This is a genomic window from Methanoculleus taiwanensis, assembly GCF_004102725.1.
Classification (GTDB): domain Archaea; phylum Halobacteriota; class Methanomicrobia; order Methanomicrobiales; family Methanoculleaceae; genus Methanoculleus_A; species Methanoculleus_A taiwanensis.
In genome coordinates, this window is record NZ_LHQS01000003.1 from 293,948 (window position 1) to 311,594 (window position 17,647).

The 17,647-nt window shown below is 58.3% G+C and carries 22 protein-coding genes; 18 read left to right on the forward strand and 4 right to left on the reverse strand.

Annotated features, from left to right (window positions below):
- The first annotated feature begins 26 nt into the window (after positions 1 to 26).
- Together dnaG and ABH15_RS12040 are read left to right on the forward strand one after the other, a co-directional pair.
- A complete protein-coding gene (dnaG, locus tag ABH15_RS12035; RefSeq protein ID WP_128694629.1) occupies positions 27 to 1,256 on the forward strand; it encodes a DNA primase DnaG in 1,230 nt (409 codons plus the stop codon).
- Between the two features lie 62 nt (positions 1,257 to 1,318).
- Positions 1,319 to 1,603, forward strand: coding sequence for a UPF0058 family protein (locus tag ABH15_RS12040; RefSeq protein ID WP_128694630.1), 285 nt, complete (start codon positions 1,319 to 1,321; stop codon positions 1,601 to 1,603).
- Positions 1,604 to 1,704: 101 nt separating this feature from the next.
- On the opposite strand, the gene ABH15_RS12045 is transcribed toward ABH15_RS12040, so the two are convergent.
- Positions 1,705 to 2,529 (reverse strand): ATP-grasp domain-containing protein, encoded by an 825-nt coding sequence (locus ABH15_RS12045; RefSeq protein ID WP_338323538.1) that lies wholly within the window; start codon positions 2,527 to 2,529, stop codon positions 1,705 to 1,707.
- 60 nt (positions 2,530 to 2,589) lie between these two features.
- Here ABH15_RS12045 and ABH15_RS12050 point away from each other — a divergent pair, with 60 nt between their 5' ends.
- The 12 genes from ABH15_RS12050 (at position 2,590) to ABH15_RS12105 (ending at position 10,783) form a co-directional block, all read left to right on the forward strand.
- The gene (locus ABH15_RS12050; protein ID WP_241648108.1) at positions 2,590 to 3,051 is read left to right on the forward strand and encodes a hydrogenase maturation protease; all 462 of its coding nucleotides are present in this window, start codon (positions 2,590 to 2,592) and stop codon (positions 3,049 to 3,051) included.
- Between the two features lie 140 nt (positions 3,052 to 3,191).
- Entirely contained in the window at positions 3,192 to 3,812 is a 621-nt protein-coding gene (locus ABH15_RS12055) for a hypothetical protein (protein WP_128694631.1), read from the forward strand.
- Between the two features lie 18 nt (positions 3,813 to 3,830).
- On the forward strand, positions 3,831 to 4,400 hold the full coding sequence (locus ABH15_RS12060; RefSeq protein WP_128694632.1) for a hypothetical protein: 570 nt from the start codon (positions 3,831 to 3,833) through the stop codon (positions 4,398 to 4,400).
- A gap of 32 nt (positions 4,401 to 4,432) precedes the next feature.
- Positions 4,433 to 5,224, forward strand: coding sequence for a cell division ATPase MinD (gene minD, locus ABH15_RS12065; RefSeq protein ID WP_128694633.1), 792 nt, complete (start codon positions 4,433 to 4,435; stop codon positions 5,222 to 5,224).
- Positions 5,221 to 5,415 (forward strand): hypothetical protein, encoded by a 195-nt coding sequence (locus tag ABH15_RS12070; RefSeq protein WP_128694634.1) that lies wholly within the window; start codon positions 5,221 to 5,223, stop codon positions 5,413 to 5,415. Before minD ends, ABH15_RS12070 begins: the two co-directional genes overlap by 4 nt.
- 240 nt (positions 5,416 to 5,655) lie before the next feature.
- A complete protein-coding gene (locus ABH15_RS12075) occupies positions 5,656 to 5,898 on the forward strand; it encodes a 4Fe-4S dicluster domain-containing protein (protein ID WP_128694635.1) in 243 nt (80 codons plus the stop codon).
- Positions 5,898 to 6,461: a hydrocarbon binding protein (contains V4R domain) gene (locus ABH15_RS12080; protein ID WP_128694636.1), complete on the forward strand. Its 564-nt coding sequence runs from the start codon at positions 5,898 to 5,900 to the stop codon at positions 6,459 to 6,461. The genes ABH15_RS12075 and ABH15_RS12080 overlap by 1 nt, the downstream gene beginning before the upstream one ends.
- 9 nt (positions 6,462 to 6,470) lie before the next feature.
- Positions 6,471 to 7,388, forward strand: a complete 918-nt coding sequence (locus tag ABH15_RS12085) for an NADH-quinone oxidoreductase subunit B family protein (protein ID WP_128694637.1) — start codon at positions 6,471 to 6,473, stop codon at positions 7,386 to 7,388.
- Complete coding sequence (locus tag ABH15_RS12090) at positions 7,385 to 8,761, forward strand: Ni/Fe hydrogenase subunit alpha (RefSeq protein ID WP_128694638.1); 1,377 nt, start codon at positions 7,385 to 7,387, stop codon at positions 8,759 to 8,761. Before ABH15_RS12085 ends, ABH15_RS12090 begins: the two co-directional genes overlap by 4 nt.
- A gap of 4 nt (positions 8,762 to 8,765) precedes the next feature.
- Positions 8,766 to 9,113, forward strand: a complete 348-nt coding sequence (locus ABH15_RS12095; RefSeq protein ID WP_128694639.1) for a roadblock/LC7 domain-containing protein — start codon at positions 8,766 to 8,768, stop codon at positions 9,111 to 9,113.
- Positions 9,114 to 9,118: 5 nt separating this feature from the next.
- Positions 9,119 to 9,796, forward strand: coding sequence for a roadblock/LC7 domain-containing protein (locus ABH15_RS12100; RefSeq protein ID WP_128694814.1), 678 nt, complete (start codon positions 9,119 to 9,121; stop codon positions 9,794 to 9,796).
- 51 nt (positions 9,797 to 9,847) lie between these two features.
- On the forward strand, positions 9,848 to 10,783 hold the full coding sequence (locus ABH15_RS12105) for an ornithine cyclodeaminase family protein (protein WP_128694640.1): 936 nt from the start codon (positions 9,848 to 9,850) through the stop codon (positions 10,781 to 10,783).
- Positions 10,784 to 10,826: 43 nt separating this feature from the next.
- Here the strand turns inward: ABH15_RS12105 and tes are convergent, their stop codons facing one another.
- Entirely contained in the window at positions 10,827 to 12,296 is a 1,470-nt protein-coding gene (gene tes / locus ABH15_RS12110; RefSeq protein ID WP_128694641.1) for a tetraether lipid synthase Tes, read from the reverse strand.
- A gap of 142 nt (positions 12,297 to 12,438) precedes the next feature.
- Between tes and ABH15_RS12115 the strand changes: the two genes are divergently transcribed.
- Genes ABH15_RS12115 through argF form a run of 4 tightly spaced genes read left to right on the forward strand, consistent with a single transcriptional unit; the run spans position 12,439 to position 15,688 of the window.
- The gene (locus ABH15_RS12115; RefSeq protein ID WP_241648109.1) at positions 12,439 to 12,939 is read left to right on the forward strand and encodes a CDP-2,3-bis-(O-geranylgeranyl)-sn-glycerol synthase; all 501 of its coding nucleotides are present in this window, start codon (positions 12,439 to 12,441) and stop codon (positions 12,937 to 12,939) included.
- Positions 12,933 to 13,445 (forward strand): orotate phosphoribosyltransferase, encoded by a 513-nt coding sequence (pyrE, locus tag ABH15_RS12120; RefSeq protein WP_128694643.1) that lies wholly within the window; start codon positions 12,933 to 12,935, stop codon positions 13,443 to 13,445. Before ABH15_RS12115 ends, pyrE begins: the two co-directional genes overlap by 7 nt.
- Positions 13,446 to 13,472: 27 nt before the next feature.
- On the forward strand, positions 13,473 to 14,765 hold the full coding sequence (purD, locus tag ABH15_RS12125; RefSeq protein WP_128694644.1) for a phosphoribosylamine--glycine ligase: 1,293 nt from the start codon (positions 13,473 to 13,475) through the stop codon (positions 14,763 to 14,765).
- Positions 14,762 to 15,688 (forward strand): ornithine carbamoyltransferase, encoded by a 927-nt coding sequence (argF, locus tag ABH15_RS12130; protein ID WP_128694645.1) that lies wholly within the window; start codon positions 14,762 to 14,764, stop codon positions 15,686 to 15,688. Before purD ends, argF begins: the two co-directional genes overlap by 4 nt.
- A 15-nt stretch (positions 15,689 to 15,703) precedes the next feature.
- Here the strand turns inward: argF and ABH15_RS12135 are convergent, their stop codons facing one another.
- Positions 15,704 to 15,940: a hypothetical protein gene (locus ABH15_RS12135; RefSeq protein ID WP_128694646.1), complete on the reverse strand. Its 237-nt coding sequence runs from the start codon at positions 15,938 to 15,940 to the stop codon at positions 15,704 to 15,706.
- A gap of 11 nt (positions 15,941 to 15,951) precedes the next feature.
- Complete coding sequence (locus ABH15_RS12140; protein WP_128694647.1) at positions 15,952 to 17,448, reverse strand: methanogenesis marker 14 protein; 1,497 nt, start codon at positions 17,446 to 17,448, stop codon at positions 15,952 to 15,954.
- Between the last annotated feature and the right edge of the window lie 199 nt (positions 17,449 to 17,647).

Below are 17,647 nucleotides of genomic sequence, written 5' to 3' on the forward strand. Positions count from 1 at the left end.
TCTTCCCGTTCTATGGGGGGTTTTACATGTATTCACCGGAAACTACGAAGTACCTTATTCACCTTACTTTGCAGACAGAGGGGGTGGTCGACAAACCTGATGTCGTAGGCGCAATATTCGGCCAGACAGAAGGTTTACTCGGCGAAGACCTCGATCTGCGTGACTTACAGAGGACCGGGCGGGTCGGACGGATAGACGTCCAGACCGTCACAAAACGCGGGGAGACAAAAGGCGAGATCCTGATATCTTCCTCGCTCGATCGTGCGGAGACCGCGCTGCTTGCATCGTCGCTGGAAACGATCGATCGCGTGGGACCGTGCGCAGCGCACGTTACCGTCGACCGGATCGAGGATATCCGCGTAACAAAACGCCGGAAGATCGTCGACCGGGCAAAGGAGCTGCTGCTCGAACACTTCGACGAGGGCGAGATCAACAGCGACGAACTGCTCGACGAAGTGCGCGAAGTTATCAGAATAGAGAAACTCGAACTGCTCGGCAGCGAAAAGGTACCGGCAGGTCCGAACGTCATCGATTCGGATGCTATCATCGTCGTCGAGGGGCGGGCGGACGTCATCAACCTCCTCCGCTACGGCATCAAGAACGCCGTAGCCGTCGAAGGCACCAATGTTCCGGATATCATCATCGATCTCTGCTCCCGAAAGACCGCGACGGCGTTCCTCGACGGCGACCGCGGCGGTGAACTGATCCTGCGCGAGCTCTTACAGGTAGCCGATATCGATTTCGTGTCGTACTGCCAGCGCGGAAAGAGCGTCGAAGGGATGACCAGAAAGGAGATCATCAAAGCGCTCCGGAACAAAGTGCCGGCGGAATTTACCGCTGAATACACAGGAAAAATCGACCAGGAGCAGCCGGAAAAAGCAATTCCGGCTGAGGCGACAGCACCGGCAGACGAAAAGGCTCCGGGTGCACAGGCCCGGGAACCGGAGAAGAAACAGGAAGAAACGGAGCAGGGAGTCCCGACAACGCTCGCAGACCACATTACGAACGTGAAAGGCCGTAACCTCGCCCGATTCCTCTCTTCCGACACCGCCGTCCTTATGGAGTCGAATGCCGCAGATCTGGAGACGGCTCTCGAGAGCTTGAATGGGAAGGTGGAAGGGCTCGTCGTCGACCGTGTGGTCGATCAGAGACTCCTCGACCGCCTCTGCGGGAAGAACCTCGAGTACGTCGCCGCCCGTGACTTCAAGGGAATCACCAAGCGGCCGGCATCCATCAGGCTTATAAAGATGGGGTAGCGGATTTTGGCGTGCAAATTTATATATGTTTATATTTACAATTTTTATTTCAGGGAGAGAATATGCACAAGGAAGAGCTTATACCGCTACATGGGATGCTTACCGAGATAAAAGACTTTTTTGAAATGATGAACCCTGAGTTGAAATTCTCACAGTATTACTCCCTCAAGATCGACCCGACGCAGGTTCATAAAAGTAAGATGGAGCACAAATACGCGATATTCGTCCTTGGAACCGAACTTGCAAACGCAATGAAAGATGTCGAGTTTTCGTCATCAGGCAGGATTTCGGCACGCATGCGGGAGCTCGCCGAAAAAACGTTGAAGGAAATCGAATATCTCCAGTAATCGGAAAGACACCGTTTCTCTGCATGGACTCCCTCACTGAGGGCGTCCTATGCCCCCTCCACCCGGTTCCGTCCGAACGGGCGCGCAGGGGCAGATCACTCTTAAGACCTCATCTCCCGTTCCTTCCCGATAAGGAACCCGGCAAGGAGCTTCGGGATGGGGGCTGCCATACAGTGCCAGTTCGGCGTCCCGTTCACTTCGAGAACGGTGTAATCCCGGCCGTCGAGGAGCAGGTCTACGCCGCAGTAATCGATCCCGACAGCGCGGGCTGCGGCCTCGGCGATCGAGGCCATCTCCGGGTCGACCGGGAGAGCCCTTCCGATCCCTCCCTGGTGGATATTATGCGTCAGGCTGTCGGAGACGCGCTCGATCGCGCCCACGGCCTCGCCGTCGATGACGAAGACCCGGAAATCCCGGTCGTTCCAGACGTACTCCTGCAGGTACCACGGCGGCGCCTCGAGATCGGCGACGTCGGTTATCAGCCGGATCCCGTTTCCGTCAAAGCCGTAGAGAGGCTTGTAGACGACTTTTCCGCACTCCTCGATGAAGGAGCGGGCTCTCTCGCACGAAGGTGTAAACAGCGTCCGGGGCGTATTCACGCCCTGGCGGAGGAGAAGCGCCGTCGTCGTCACCTTACAGGCACAGGTCACGATACTCTCCGGGGTATTCACGACGCAGTTGTCGAGAGCGAGAACGTTCAATGCCTCGAAATCATGGCCATTCTGCCGGATACCGCATGCCCAGATGAGCTCGCGCTCAAGGTTGCTCTCGAGCGGATCGAGGGAATCGAGATCGAGGATCCCGTATCCCGCTCCGGCCTTCTCAAGTTCGCTGATTACCTGCCCTGTGGAGTTATCGGTGGGCGTATCGGTCGGTTTTGGAACAATGTAGATCATGCTGTTCACGCCGTTCCCGGCCAGGGGCATACCATCTGCACCTGAACGGTTTGTACATACCCTTTTCTACCTGGGACAATAAAACCGGTGGTGAGGAAAAACGTGACCGAGACCCGGAGACGAGTAATTGCATGCGGAAATCCGCTCATGGGAAACGACGGAGCGGGAGCTTCCGTGCTACACCTCCTTATGGAGCTGAATCCCGAGATCGATGCGGTAGACGGCGGAACCGGCGGGCTCGGTCTCATCCCCCTCATGGAGGGTTACGATAAGATCGTGATTGTGGATGCCATGGTCGGGATCGGAGAACGCGCCGGGGACGTGCGGGTCTTCCGCGAACCGCCACCGGTGCGTCACGGAACACTCGCCCTCCATGAAGTCGGTGTCGGCGAGGCAGTCACCATTGCACGCGAACTCGGCCTTGCTCTCGATGTAGTAACCATCGGCATAGAGGTCGGCAGAGTGGAGCAGTACTCACCGGTGCTCGACCCTGCCGTGGAAGACGGCGTAAAGGCGGCATATGCGCTTGTTCTTCATGAACTCGCGGAGTAGAACCGTCCCCGGCAGAACCGTTACCCAAAAGAGAAGAGGTGTCTTTGGAGAATAGGGCAATCTTTCCCCACATCCGCTATTATCGACGACAAAAGAATAAATATCGCATATATTAAATATCAGTGACGTGAAGTGGTCGTATGCAGCTGCCGCGCGGAACGTTTCACCGCCTTTATAAATCAGTCACCCTTCGTTCACTGAAGGATGAACTTGCGAGTACGCAGTTCACCGGATACTGTTCGATCGCACTCGGGAAGGAAAGCGCCATATTGGTATTCGATAGGGGGCAGGTGCTGCTTGCCGAGTGCGGTGCGGAGAAGGGACAGCAGGCGCTGGACGATCTGCGGAGAAACGAAGAACGCGAGGCAGCGGCAGAGCTGAACCATCTCACACCTGAACAGATCAATCTCGCACAGGAGTTCAACCGCCCCTGCAGCACCGAGTCGCCGAAGGCCGGTGATTCCGGGAGAGCATCGCGGGTCCGGAGCGAGAGACAGAGACAGGCAAGCTCCCCAAAACCGGGGCAGGGAGCAAAGCCGCCCGCACCACCTGCAGCAGCGCCGCACGTTCGGCCGGGCAAAGCGACGGGCGGCAGTATAGGGGCACCTCCGGCTCAAGAGAACCAGGAAGACCTCAACTCGGTCATGCAGACGATCGAAGAGATGGATCTTGAGAAACTCAATAGTACGTTCAGGGCAAACTGCAAGGATATGCTGCGGAGGATTAACCTCGAGCATCTCATTCAAGATGGTGACATGTAGAAGGAGTTGACGCCAGTTATGGATCCAACGGGATATACAACATTCCTTATGACCTTTATCGCAATCACCACGGTAATTCTGGTGATCGCCTGTGCAGGATGCCTCTACTTCATCGTAGATCTTCACAGGAACCTCTCCACGATCGTGGATCTCCACAGGAGAGTTACGGTAGACGCCGGGCTCGCAATCTCGCATCCGAAACGGCCATTCGTGCAGGCCACGGGGGGTTTGAAGGAAGAAGAGCCGGAAAGCAGCATAAGAACCGATATCGATCTGGCCGCCGCGGGGAGCCTGCAGGAGCATCTTGCCGCTATCGCAGAGAAGTACAGCCTTACGTCCTTCACGCTTGCCACCACGGATGGTCTTGTCATCGGATCGACGCGTTCCGACCCGCAGAAAGAGGCGGCGGAATGGAGTTACCTCTACCAGCAGGGAGAGAGACCGGAGAATGAGGATGTCAGGCTTATCGGTGTTTCCCACAAGGGAGAGACGGTGATCGGTATCGCCCGTCCGGTGCGGAAGGTTTCTTCCGATGCTCTGCCGGTGCTTGAACAGGACGTCGGAGAAGCCCTCCGGAGATGGGTATGATCTACCCGAGACAGAACGGGGAATGAGCTACAATGGTGTATGTATATACAATTGCATCCGGTAAGGGCGGTACGGGAAAGACGACCGTTACGGCAAACCTCGGCCCGATGCTTGCAAAGTACGGCAAGAAGACCTGCATTCTGGATGCTGATGTCGGGATGGCAAATCTCGGACTCATCCTGGGACTTGAAAATCTCCCGGTAACACTCCACGAAGTGCTCGGGGGGAAGGCATCTGTTCGGGACGCCATCTACGACGGCCCGCTCGGGGTGAAGGTCGTTCCAAGCGGCCTCTCGCTCCAGGGGTTTCAGAACTCCGATCCGGATCGCCTCCGCGACGTCATGAGCGAGCTCGTCGGTGACTTCGATGTGATGCTCATCGATGCTCCTGCGGGGATCAGCAGAGACGGCATCATTCCGCTGACCGTTGCCGACGGAGTGGTCCTCGTGGTCAATCCGGAGATATCGTCCATCGTCGACGCCCTGAAGACCAAGATACTGACCGAGACCGTCGGCGGCCATATAGAGGGGGCGATACTCAATCGCGTCACCACGAACAACGACGAGTTCAACCGGGCGCAGATGGAGAAGCTGCTCGGCGTCCGGATCCTCGGGATCATCCCCGAAGATCCGAACGTCCGGCGTGCGTCCGCAGGCCGTCACCCAATCGTGGTAAAATACCCGTCTTCTGATGCATCACGGGCGTTCAGGCGCATTTCTGCGGGCATTGCAGGGATCGAGAGTCAGGACGACGAACTTGACCGCCCGGCGCGGGAGGGGTTCGTCGACAGGCTTGCGAGGACACTCTTCAGAGGGAAACGATGACGCTTGGGAGCATACTGCTCGCACTCTTCGGTATCATCATACTCTTTCAGCTCTTCATGATGTACGTCATGTACCGCTGTATCCGGCAGCAGCAGGACGAGATCGACCTCCTGCAGGGGAAGACGTCATTCTCCGAGGACGATCTTGAAATGCTCATCAAGGCCGCCAGAAACGTTGCAGACCTCAGGTGATCCATCCCCTCCCTCCAAAAAAAGCGGGGGGCAAGCGGGTCTTCCGGGGCGGTCGTACCGGCCGCCCCCCTACTCTTGAAAACAGCAAACTGCCACTTATTGTACGTGCCTCGCCATCCGACCTCCGAAAAACGGCATAATCGGGAGAGAAGTTTTTTCCTCGAATGGCAGAAAACACAATGTATAAATATCGGAGGATTTTTATATCACAGTGATTGAATCTACCAAGAGGCTCATGAGATGGATATACGTGTAGATAAGGACGCGTGTCTCGGATGTGGTCTCTGTGTCAAGGATTGTCCCATGGACGTCTACGAGCTCCAGGAGGGGATAAGCGTCCCCGTAAAACCTAAGAACTGCATGGGCTGCCTCTCCTGCCACGAGATCTGCCCGTCCCAGGCACTGGAGCACCGCGGGATCTATCCTGCCCGGAGGCACTACATCGACATACGGGTCTGTGAAATGTTGAATAGGGTGATCTGATGACGGCAAGTTATATCGACGAGCTGCATGAGAGTTTCCATACCGATATCGTCTACCTCTCCGAGGACATCCCCCTCGACTGCACACCGCGACCGAGAGAGATGGAACAGACGCTCCACGGAGTTATGAAACTCAACGGGCTCATCATCCGTTCACTCGAAGAGATCGCAGGCCGGGGGGCAAATGCGGTCACGTACCGGGCTGGAAAAAAGTTCGGCCATGAAACTGCCAAATACTTCCAGAAGCGTGAAGATGTCGAAGGAGCACTTCACGAGCTCTCGGATCTCCTCTCAGGGCAGTACACCTTCGAGGTCTGGAAACCCGAGGATAAAGAGAGTTTCATCATCGAAGAGAACGGCGAGACGTTCATCTACCTTGTATTCCACGACTGCATCGTTCGCCAGACGCTTCGCCGGAACGGTCTGGAACAAGGCGGCCCGCTCTGTCAGACACTCTTCGGGTACGTCGTCGGCGCAATCGAAGAGATAACGGGGCGGCGTGCGAAGCTCGAGATCGTCCACACCGGGCCGAACGCCTGCTTAAAGAAACTCATTCTGAAATGAGGTGACCCTGTGAAGATAGCCATTGAAGAACTTGCAGGGTGCTCGGGGTGCACGATCGCCGTGCTCGACCTCCACGAGATGATCCTCGACCTCGTTGAGAAGGCCGATATCGTCTACTCGCCGGTGATTATGGACGTCAAGGAACCGCCGGAAGGTATCGACATCGCGTTCGTAACCGGAGCAATACGGAACACCGAGAACCAGGAGCGGTTGAATCTCCTCCGCAAAAGGGCAAAGAAGATCGTCGCCTTCGGCACCTGCGCCTGTTACGGCGGCGTCTCGGGGCTCTCGATGCTCAGCAGCAATGCCGAACTCTTCGACTACGTCTACCGCGGCGTGGAGACGGCACACCCGGACGGCACCGTCCCCAAGGATGTACCGCCGTTCCTGTACCGGGCATTCGCCGTCGGGGATATGACGAAGATCGACTACTACATCACCGGGTGCCCGCCGAAAGAAGCACTCCTAAAACAGATTATTCCGGCGCTGATCGCCGGCGATACGCTTGAGCTCTCCCGGAAGTCCGTCTGCGCCGAGTGCGACCGGACGATGGGGCCTGTCGAGAACTGGTCGATGAAACGGCGGTATGAGGGGATACCCGATCGTGAACACTGCCTGCTCGGCCAGGGGTACCTCTGCCTCGGGAGCGTGACCTTCGGGAGGTGCGCAGCGGCGTGCCCGAAGAATAACGTGCCGTGCCACGGGTGCAACGGGCCTTCGCTCGATATCCTCCGCGAACCGTGCCGGGACATCTACAATATGATGGTGCGGCGGATCTCCGATCTGACGGATAAACCGCAGAAAGAGGTTGAAAAAGAACTCTACGACGTCGCCCATACAATGTACGCGTTCACCATCGGAAGCCTGATCATGGAAGACAAAGAGAACTCGAAGATTCGCGACCTGATCAAGGAGAGGAGCGGATGAAAGAGATCACCATCAGCCCGGTCACGAGGATTGAAGGGCATGCAGGAGTCAAGATCTACGTAAACGACGCCGGCGAGGTCGATTCCGCCCACTTTCAGGTCGTCGAACTCAGAGGGTTTGAGAAATTCCTCATCGGGGCGGCCGTCGAAGAGGCGCCCCGGATCACGCCCCGGATATGCGGCATCTGCCCTTCGGCCCACCATCTCGCCGCAGCGAAAGCGACGGATCAGATCTTCGGCGTCGAACCGCCGGAGACGGGGAGAAAACTCCGCGAACTTCTCAACGTCGGGCAGTTCGTCCACTCGCACGCCCTGCACTTCTTCATGCTCGCAGCACCCGACTTCCTCATCGGCCACGAGGCTCCGCCGGAGGAACGCAACGTCATCGGGCTTGCGAAGAAATCGCCCGAGATCGCAAAGAAAGCGATTGCAGTCAGGAAGTTCGGGCAGCGCCTGACCGAAGCCGTCGGCGGCAAGCCCATCCACCCGGGGAACGCACTGCCGGGCGGGATGAGCGCGCCTCTGAGCGAGAGCAGGCGCGCCGACCTTCTTTCGATGGCAAAGGAATCGCTCGCCATCGCGGAGGAGGGATGGGAGATCGCCCGCACACTCCTCGACGACGTCGACCAATCGTTCGGTGCCGTCGAAACGGCATTCGTCGGCCTCTCCGATAACGGGACATTCACGACGTATGACGGCACCGCAGAGGTGCTCGGAGCCGGAGGAGAGCGGATCGGATCCTTCTCGGGAGAGGACTACACGAAGTACATCGACGAGTACTCGGAACCCTGGTCGTACCTGAAGTTCGCCCGGCTCAAATCAGGCGGTTACTACCGCGTCGGGCCACTGGCGCGGCTCAACATCGTCCGGGAGATGGGAACCGAGCGTGCCGACGAAGCACTCACCGAGTACCGCCGGAAATTCGGTATGCAGAGCCAGACCACCCTGGCCTACAACATCGCCCGGTACATCGAGTTCATTGCATCGTGCGAAAAGGCGGTCGCCTATCTTTCGGATACGGGCATCACCGGGCAGGATATCAGAACGCCTGCAAAGGAGGTCGCATCCAGACGCGGCGTCGGTATCATCGAAGCGCCGCGGGGCACCCTGATCCACGACTACTCCGTGAGCGAGGACGGACTGATCGAGCGGTGCAACCTGATCGTGGCGACATGCCAGAACAACTATGCGATGGACAGGGGGGTTGAAGACATGGCGCGCAGGGTCGTGCAGAACGGCACCCTGACCGAGAGTGCGGCAAACCGGATAGAGATGGTGATCCGTGCGTACGATCCCTGCATCTCGTGCGCAACCCATGCCATCGGAGAGATGCCCATCAGGATAGAGGTTGAAAACGTTAACGAGAGGAGATGAAGAGATGTTAAAACAGATTCTTGGAGAGTTCTTGAAACTCGACGGCGTGACCGCTGCCGTCGTCGCCGGACGGGACGGCTTTGTCATTGAAAGTGTGGTTGCAGGCGATGTGGACATCGAAGCGCTCGGAGCGATGGCGTCGACCGGCATGGGAACATCGGAGGCGATGAGCATGGAACTCGGGCAGGGGGAGATGCACCAGATGCTGGTCGAACTTGAGAACGGCCCGATCCTTCTCTCGCCGCTCTCCGAAGACGAGCTGATCGCTATCGTCGCGAATGCGAACGTCAACGTGGGCAGGATCAGATACGAGCTGAAGAAGAACCGTGACCGGATAACCGCCGCACTGTGAGACCGATGCTGCCTGAAGGGACAACGCTTGGCAAGATGCAGAGCACTCTCGCAAACATCATGACCGTCAGCCCCGGGTTCACCGGAGCACTCACCATCACCGGCCCGGACGGCGGCGGATTTCTCGTCGTCGAAGGGGGGCAGCCCATCGCCGCGAGGTTCGAGGAGGAGGAGCGGGTTTACATTATCAACGGCGAAAAAGCGCTCGATTATCTCTACGGCAGGCCGACGCTCGACTGCACGATGATGGCATACACCCCCGAGGAACTCGACGCGGCATGGGAGTACTGCAGGGATAGCGGCTGCCTTGCCGTCGAAGAGGAACCTGACGGGGAAGAACCCGCCAGTCCCGAACCGATGATGAGCGAAGAGAGGCTGGCACAGATAGGTAAGCAGCCGGGCGTGATTGCCGTCTCGGTATTCCATGAGGGATTTGCGCTCCAGTCCATCGGTAACGCAGACGTCGAACAGGTTGCCGCCGTCGCGGAGGATCTCCTCCGGGCAGGCGTGAAGATCGTCTCGGATATGGAGATGGGCGATTTAAACCAGATGATCCTCGAGTCTCCCGACGGCAAGCTGATCATCGCGCCGTACGGCGATCTCTATATCTGCGTCTTCACCGGGCCCGATGCACACCTCGGACTCATCAGGCTGGCCATCCGGGGCATCCAGGAAGAGACCTGAGTCCGGAACCAACCAGACCCTTTTTCTTCTCGCATGCGGATAATCGAAAGTATGCGATACTATTCCGGCGGCGAAGAGCAGATCCGCTACGCCGACGTGAACCGTGCCGTCGAAGCGGCGTTTGCCGAGGCCGGCAGAGGGAATGTCCGGATGCCGCCGAAGGTCTACGTCGATTTCGATTCCGGGGATCTCCGGACTATGCCCGCCTACCTGCCGGCGCTCGGCATTGCAGGGGTGAAACTCGTCACCGTCCATCCAGAGAACCGCTCCCGCGGCCTTCCGACCGTGATGGCGCTCACCGTCATCATCGACCCCGGCACCGGCCTACCGAAGGCCGTCATCAATGCAACCGGGCTCACCGCCATGCGTACCGGGGCGGCAGGAGCCGTGGCGGCGAAACACCTCTCGGCGAAGAGATCGGTGACGCTCGGCCTCATCGGAAGCGGCAGGCAGGCCGAGGCGCAGCTCGAAGCGATCGCTGCAGAGCTCGCCGTCGAGGAGGTAAAGGTCTGGACACGGAACGCAGGGCATGCCGAGGCGTTTGCCGGGCGGTATGCCCGGTACCACGCTCGCAGCGTCTCGCTAGAGGAGGCATGCGACTGTGACGTGCTCGTGACCACCACCCCGTCGACCACGCCGGTCGTGCGTTCGGAATGGATCCGGGACGGCACGCATATCAACGCCATCGGTGCGGACGCTCCCGGCAAACAGGAGCTCGACCCCGCTCTTCTCCGGCGGGCGAGCGTCTACGTGGACGACCGGGAGCAGGCCATCCACTCCGGCGAGATCAACGTACCCGTAAGCCAGGGACTCTATACACAGGGAGAGATCGCCGGCACCCTCGGGGAGGTGGTTCTCGGAGAGAAGCGGCGGGAGTCGCCTGAAGAGATTACCATCTTCGACTCGACGGGGCTTGCCATTCAGGACCTTGCCGTCGCCAGTATCGCCATGCAGAAGATGGCGAGCGTGACGCTGCCGTTCCCGTGACCGAACGCGGGTGCTGCTCTGGAAAAAGGGATAGAAGAAGAGCCTACTCTTTCTCGGGCGGTTGTGCGAAGGCCTTCCAGACCTGTTCGCGGTAGACAGGGCCGCTATTGTAGCTGCAGAACGGAATAAGGCGGCCGTCCGGTGTCGCATAGTGGATGCAGCAGCGCCGGACACGCTGGAGATCGTAGTTGAAGTTGTCCATGAAATGCATCGTGCCGATGAAGAGAGCATTCCAGTGGAACTCCCGCAGCGCTTCGAAGTTATGCAGTACAAGCGCCTTTGCGATCAGCTTCCAGAACTCCGTGGTGTTGCCGCTCTCGGCCTTCTTCACGGAGACGTGCAAGTCCCGCACGCCTTCGACAAGAGTCACGTACTTATTGATCGATCCGCCTTTCCGGAGTTTCGTCTCCATCTTCTTGATCGAATCGAAGAAAGTATCGACGTCGAGCATTCTGTTTACCGGAACCATGCCGTCATCGGTGACAAAGACGTACGTCGCAGCTCCGCAGTGCTGATGCGCCGTGAAGACGAGCTGCGGTTTACCGGTATAGGCTTCTACGAGCTCCGATACCGGGACGACGCAGGGTACCGGGTAGAAGTAGTCTTTCTTGATGATGCCGCCGGTCTGCTCGTCGATGCAGTCGGCGAGATCCGGTATGGTGATCCGCTCTTTTGCGACGTCGTCGTCGCTGGCGGCTCCGGTGAACGCCACCGGCTGGAAGTTCACGCCGCGGACGACGTTGATCCGTTCCGCCGCGTACCGGATGATATCGCCAAGCTCGTGATCGTTTCTGCCCCGGATAACCGTCGGCACCAGCACGACACCCAGACCGACTTCTGCACAGTTACGGAGCGCTTTCTCACTGGTCGGGAGGATAGGATTCGTCTTTCTGGAGACCCCGTCAAAATGGAGATATACCGTGCTGAGGCCGGCATCCTTCAGCTCCTGGACATAGTGCACGTCCTTTGCGAGGTTCAATCCGTTCGTCGCGATCTGCACCTGCTGGAACCCAAGTTCCTTGGCCTTTCTGACGATCTCCGGCAGATCGTCACGCATAGTCGGCTCTCCGCCAGAAAACTGGACAGCGGGAGCCGGCACAGGCTTTTCTCCACGCAGGAGCCGCATCATGTCCACAATCTGTTCGAAAGTCGGTTCGTATATAAAACCGCACGCACGGGCATTGGCAAAGCAGAAGTCGCAGTTTAAGTTGCAGCGGTTGGTCAGGTCGATATTCGCAAGCAGGGTCGTTGAAGAGTGATTATTGCAAAGACCGCAGGCGGTGGGGCATTCGTTCTCGGACGCGGATACCTGCGGGTTCGAAACGCCGTTGCCAACAACCTCGTACTCTTCGAACCGCCTGAACATCGCCGAGTCGGACCAGTACAGACCACGGTATGTCCCATGCTCCGGGCACGTCCGCACCAGCCAGATCTTCCCGTCCTCTTCTACGACATCCGCGTCCAGCACCATGCGGCATGTGGGACAGAGGCTCTTTGTCTTCTTGATAATCATTGAATCACCTGTGCCATCGTCCATTCTGATCTCATGTTTCGATACCTTAATCTTTATATTTACTCTTTATACTAGACTATTGGCGACCAGAAGCTTGGATATCGCTTACATTGCGCTCTCACTATTGTCAGCGATATGGATAATGATTCCGGCATACGTGCCAAACTCCGCTGCCGCTCTCTTCGGGGGCGGCAGGCCGATTGACTTCGGAAAGACATTTTCCGACGGCAGGAGAATATTTGGCGATGGAAAGACCTACCGCGGTTTCATCGGCGGGGTGACCGCCGGAGTGCTCGCAGGAGTCGCCGAGATCCTGCTTCGTAATCTCGCGGGCTGGACGTTCCTCCCGGAGCTGACACCCCTCTCGGTCGTGCTGCTTGCCGCAGGAGCTCTCCTCGGCGATCTCGCCAAGAGTTTCATCAAGCGGCGCCTCGGCAAAGACCGGGGAGAGAAGTGGCCGGTCGCCGACCAGTACGATCTGGTGGTCGGGGCGTTTGTTCTCGTCCTTATAGGGAATCCTGCGTGGTTTTTTGAGACCATAACCCCGGCAATCGCGATATGGATTCTCATTCTGACACCCCTGCTCCACCGGCTCGCAAACATTATAGGATATCTTACAGGAGTGAAGGACGTACCATGGTAACTACTATTCAGGAGATGCTGCTCGAAAGCGGAGCAATAGAGTTCGGAGACTTTCTCCTCGCTTCGGGAGCACGGAGCAGATACTACATCGACATCAAGACAGCCACAACCAATCCGGTCATTCTCGGAGCAATTGGAGAAGAGATTGCAAAAGCCCAGGATTTCGACGTCGTAGCCGGAGTCGCGGTAGGAGCGGTTCCGATAGCAGTAGCGGTCTCGCTCGCGAGCGGTAAGCCCTTTGCCATCATACGCAAGACCGAGAAGGAGCACGGCAAATCAGGCGCCATAATAGGGGACGTGAAGGATAAAAAGGTGCTCCTTGTCGAAGATGTAACGACATCGGGCAGAAGCGCTCTCTACGGTGTGGAGGCGCTCCGCTCCGCCGGTGCAGAGGTCGGAGCCGTGGTGACCGTCGTCGATCGCGAGGCCGGCGCTGCCGAAATGTTCCGGCGCCAGGGAGTCCGATTCGATGCTCTCGTGCGTGTCAGTGAGGTTCTGAACGAATAACCATTAAACAACATGCGGTTCATATAGATGGATATGAAAATACTTGTTGTAGGTGGTGGTGGCAGGGAACATGCGATCACCAGAGCGCTTTCCTGCAACAGCGACGTAAGAATTTTTTCTGTGATGGCCAGGAGGAATCCCGGGATAGCCCGGCTCTCCGAAAACGTGCTGATCGGAAGAGAGACCGACGTTTCGAAGATAACGCAGTTTGCCACCGAATCCGGTGTGGAGAGCGCAGTCATCGGTCCTGAAGCCCCCCTCGAAGCAGGCATCGTCGATATGCTCGAAGAAGCGGGCATCCCCTGTATGGGTCCAAACCGCACCGCGGCACGCCTCGAGACGGACAAATCCTTCTGCCGGGAAATGATGGAACGGCATGGTATCGCCGGATGTCCGCAATACCGCGTCTTCCACGATGTAGAAGCGGCACGCGAATTCATCGAAGGCTACGACGGCGACCTCGCCATCAAACCGATCGGGCTCACCGGAGGAAAAGGAGTCCGCATCATGGGCGAGCATGTCGATACCAGAGGTGCCGTCGAGTATGCAGAGAGCCTCGGCGGCGATCTCATCGTCGAGGAGCGGCTGATCGGCGAGGAATTCACCCTGCAGGCGTTCGTCGACGGCACCCACCTCGTACCGATGCCGCTCGTTCAGGATCACAAACGCGCGTACGAAGGCGACATGGGCCCGAACACCGGCGGGATGGGATCGTATTCGCTCCCCGACCATCGGCTCCCCTTCGTCAGCGCTAACGACTACGAAAAGGCTCTTTCCATCATGCAGGACGTCGTCGCGGCAATGAAAGGTCGCGGCACGCCGTATCGGGGCATTCTGTACGGCCAGTTCATGAACACCCGGGAGGGGCCGAAGGTCATCGAGTTTAATGCACGGTTCGGAGACCCCGAGGCGATGAACGTCCTTTCACTCCTCGAATCCGACTTCTCCGAGGTCGTCTGCCACCTCGTCGAAGGAAATCTCTCCGCTTCGAGCGTCAGGTTCGCGAGGAAGGCAACGGTCTGCAAGTACCTCGTTCCGGAAGGATACCCCGACAACCCGATCTCCGGCCGCCCTCTTACCATAGGCGACGCCGGGAAGGCGCTGACGTACTACGCGAACGTAGAGGAGCAGAACGGCACACTTCATACCCTGACCTCCCGTACGCTCGCCTTTGTCGGCATCGGCGATACACTCGAAGAGGCGGAAGCAGTTGCGGAAGGCGCAGCCGCCTCGGTCAGCGGCCCGGTCTTCCACCGGCGGGATATCGGAACCCGCGAGCTCCTCGACCGGCGGTGCAGGCATATGCAGGAGATTCTATGAAGAAAGATTTCGTCTCGATCATCGACCTCGACCGGGAAGAACTCGAGTCCCTTATCACCGAGGCGCGGCGGCTGAAGACGCTGAAACAGGAGGGCACGCTGCACGAGCTCCTGCCGGGGCGAAACCTCGCCATGATCTTCGAGAAGGCCTCGACCCGGACACGGGTCTCCTTCGAGGTCGGGATGACCGATCTCGGCGGGCACGCTCTCTTCTTAAACCCGCACGACATGCAGCTCGGCCGGGGCGAGGAGATCCGCGACACCGCCCGGGTACTTTCACGCTACGTCGACGCGGTCATGATCCGGGCGTACCATCACGAAACCATCGAGGAGTTTGCCCGCTACTCGACGGTTCCGGTCATCAACGGACTCTCCGACAGGCTGCACCCCTGCCAGGTGCTCTCCGACATCCTGACGATGAGAGAACACTTCACCTCGCTCGAGGGACTCCGCCTTGCCTGGATCGGTGACGGGAACAATGTCTGCAATTCACTGATACTCGCTTCCGCGCTCACCGGAATGGAGATTGCCGTGGCAAGTCCACCCGGGTACCAGCCGAAGGACGATATCGTCGAAATGGCACGCAAAGCAGGAGGGCACGTCAGTATCGGCAGTGACCCGATGGTTGCAGCGCAGGATGCGGATATCCTCTATACGGACATCTGGGTCTCGATGGGCGATGAACCCGAACGCGCCGCACGCCTGCGGGCATTCTCCGGATACACCATCGATACCGCACTCGTCAGGCATGCTTCCCCGGACGCCATCGTCATGCATTGCCTGCCCGCACACCGGGGCGAGGAGATCACAGGCGAAGTGCTCGAAAGTCCGCAGAGCATCGTATGGGATCAGGCAGAGAACCGCCTCCACGCCCAGAAGGCGCTGCTCGCAAGGCTGATCGGCGGCTCCCGGCAGGAACAATAAAAAAAAGAATATTCTTTACTCTTCTTTTATGAACTCGGCGAGCTCGGTGAAGAGGTACTGCTGCACCTCCTCGACGACCTCACGTCGTCCGCGGAAAGCCAGCAGTTCCCGCGCATCGCCGTCCATATTGGCAAAGTACATCTTTCTCGGGCGCTTCACGACTTCGACATCGAATTTTTCCGGAATCTTGAAAATTATCGACCGGGGCACGCCCGGCGGAACGAGTAAATCAAAGAGTTCTTCGTCTGTCACCTGTATCACCGTTACTTTCCAATCTTGATCCGCCTGGCCATAATGCACGGCCCGCCACAGACCCCGCCGAGCGGATCTTTCGGCTTTCCGATCGAGTTCATGCACCGCCCCATCAGGGCTGCACCACGGGCAAGACCGTCATCGACGAAGACGAGGTGATCGTTCGGTACATCGTAGATCCCCCTCTCGGCAATGCCGTCGAGGATATACTCAGGCTTCCTCCCGGAGATTGCGGCTCTCCCGGTGAACCCGATCGCGGAGTTTGCAGGAACCATCCCCTGTGCGATGGCAACATCGACGAGACGGAGTGCCATCTCCGCACAGACGTGGTCAACGACCTGCGTGAGCAGGCCGATACCATGGTTATCATAGATCTCTTTCCCGATCTCTTTAAGGATGTCCATTTCACTGCCGTTGACGCCGCAGTCACACCCGATCAGTGCAACGCCCGACTCGGCGGCCGCGGCGGCGCAGACCGGCACTCGCCCGAACCGGGTGCGGTCAGGCGGAACGATGCGGATATCGATATGCTCGTGGCAGCGATCGACATATTCCTTGACAAGAGAGCCCTTCCGGTTCGAAAATCCGCTCCCGATGCTCTTATCCCCGAGGAGGTCGAGAGCGGTGCCGGTCCGCTCCCGGACAAGCCCCGTTCCCCGCACGATCGAGTCGGGTATCGCTCCGGCAAGCCCGCAGAAGTTGCCGATGGTCTTGGCGAACGGGTTCGGCTCGTCGGGTGCGACGTCGCTCGTTATCCGTCCGTCAAGCGTCGTCCCGAAGTCTATGGAGAGACAGGGGTTCCGGAAATCGACCGGCGTCCACTTCGCACCCTCCTTAATGCCTGCCATCGCAAGCTCGCCCTCCATCTCGTTCGCCACCATCTCGACACCGGTACACCCGACCGGCGGGACGACTCCGGCAACCGCGCCGACAAAGACAACCCGGTCGGCAAAACTGTGCTCCCGCAGTTTCTTCGGAAGATTCTCGATCGACATAGGGGGCGTCATCTTCCGGGGCGGAACGCCTGCCTCAAGACACCCGTTCGCGAGCGCAATAATGAAATCCCCTACCTGGTCGGGGGAATCCATCGCCGCCACCACGCCCGTACTCCGGACGACGAAGTCGAGGTCGTCCTGAATAGAGAGGTTCGCCTCTTTATGGCACCGGATAAGGGTGTCGCGGACGAGCTCCGTTACCGACTCGCGGGTCAGCTCTGTCCCGTCGAGCGTGGCGCCGAAGACCTCCTCGCCCGGTCTCGGCGGCCGGACGTCGCGGCTCATGGTCACGTTCTTATTGATGATATACGTTCGACCGGTCTCGAGATTCGTACCGGTGAGGATGCACTTCGTCGTCGTATTTCCCATCTCGACGGAGGCCACGATAAAATAGGGTTTCACCTTATACTCCGGCATCGTCATCCCGGCCCCGTGCGAGATCGACGGTGGAGGCGGGCTCTCCACGATATGTGGTTTGGGTTTGAAAAAGCGCTCCAAAAAGCGGGCACACATAGTAGTCGTTTTCGCGTCTGTGTCTTTATATCTTTCCATAGTGAGGGTACAGGCCGGCATTCCTCCCGCTCCACCACCGGTTTTCCGGCGATGCACATGCCGGGAGCTGGATACCGGTACCAGCGGTATTATATATACCGGCGTCCGATACCCTACGTGACTGGCTTTAGCGCCCTGAATTTGCCGCTATGGCCATATC

Bases quoted from the DNA above. Each gene is read 5' to 3' on its own strand.
- dnaG (WP_128694629.1), top strand. From the start codon at position 27: ATGTATTCACCGGAAACTACGAAGTACCTTATTCACCTTACTTTGCAG.
- ABH15_RS12040 (WP_128694630.1), top strand. From the start codon at position 1,319: ATGCACAAGGAAGAGCTTATACCGCTACATGGGATGCTTACCGAGATA.
- ABH15_RS12045 (WP_338323538.1), bottom strand. From the start codon at position 2,529: ATGCCCCTGGCCGGGAACGGCGTGAACAGCATGATCTACATTGTTCCA.
- ABH15_RS12055 (WP_128694631.1), top strand. From the start codon at position 3,192: ATGCAGCTGCCGCGCGGAACGTTTCACCGCCTTTATAAATCAGTCACC.
- ABH15_RS12060 (WP_128694632.1), top strand. From the start codon at position 3,831: ATGGATCCAACGGGATATACAACATTCCTTATGACCTTTATCGCAATC.
- minD (WP_128694633.1), top strand. From the start codon at position 4,433: ATGGTGTATGTATATACAATTGCATCCGGTAAGGGCGGTACGGGAAAG.
- ABH15_RS12070 (WP_128694634.1), top strand. From the start codon at position 5,221: ATGACGCTTGGGAGCATACTGCTCGCACTCTTCGGTATCATCATACTC.
- ABH15_RS12075 (WP_128694635.1), top strand. From the start codon at position 5,656: ATGGATATACGTGTAGATAAGGACGCGTGTCTCGGATGTGGTCTCTGT.
- ABH15_RS12080 (WP_128694636.1), top strand. From the start codon at position 5,898: ATGACGGCAAGTTATATCGACGAGCTGCATGAGAGTTTCCATACCGAT.
- ABH15_RS12090 (WP_128694638.1), top strand. From the start codon at position 7,385: ATGAAAGAGATCACCATCAGCCCGGTCACGAGGATTGAAGGGCATGCA.
- ABH15_RS12095 (WP_128694639.1), top strand. From the start codon at position 8,766: ATGTTAAAACAGATTCTTGGAGAGTTCTTGAAACTCGACGGCGTGACC.
- ABH15_RS12100 (WP_128694814.1), top strand. From the start codon at position 9,119: ATGCTGCCTGAAGGGACAACGCTTGGCAAGATGCAGAGCACTCTCGCA.
- ABH15_RS12105 (WP_128694640.1), top strand. From the start codon at position 9,848: ATGCGATACTATTCCGGCGGCGAAGAGCAGATCCGCTACGCCGACGTG.
- tes (WP_128694641.1), bottom strand. From the start codon at position 12,296: ATGATTATCAAGAAGACAAAGAGCCTCTGTCCCACATGCCGCATGGTG.
- ABH15_RS12115 (WP_241648109.1), top strand. From the start codon at position 12,439: ATGATTCCGGCATACGTGCCAAACTCCGCTGCCGCTCTCTTCGGGGGC.
- pyrE (WP_128694643.1), top strand. From the start codon at position 12,933: ATGGTAACTACTATTCAGGAGATGCTGCTCGAAAGCGGAGCAATAGAG.
- purD (WP_128694644.1), top strand. From the start codon at position 13,473: ATGGATATGAAAATACTTGTTGTAGGTGGTGGTGGCAGGGAACATGCG.
- argF (WP_128694645.1), top strand. From the start codon at position 14,762: ATGAAGAAAGATTTCGTCTCGATCATCGACCTCGACCGGGAAGAACTC.
- ABH15_RS12140 (WP_128694647.1), bottom strand. From the start codon at position 17,448: ATGTGTGCCCGCTTTTTGGAGCGCTTTTTCAAACCCAAACCACATATC.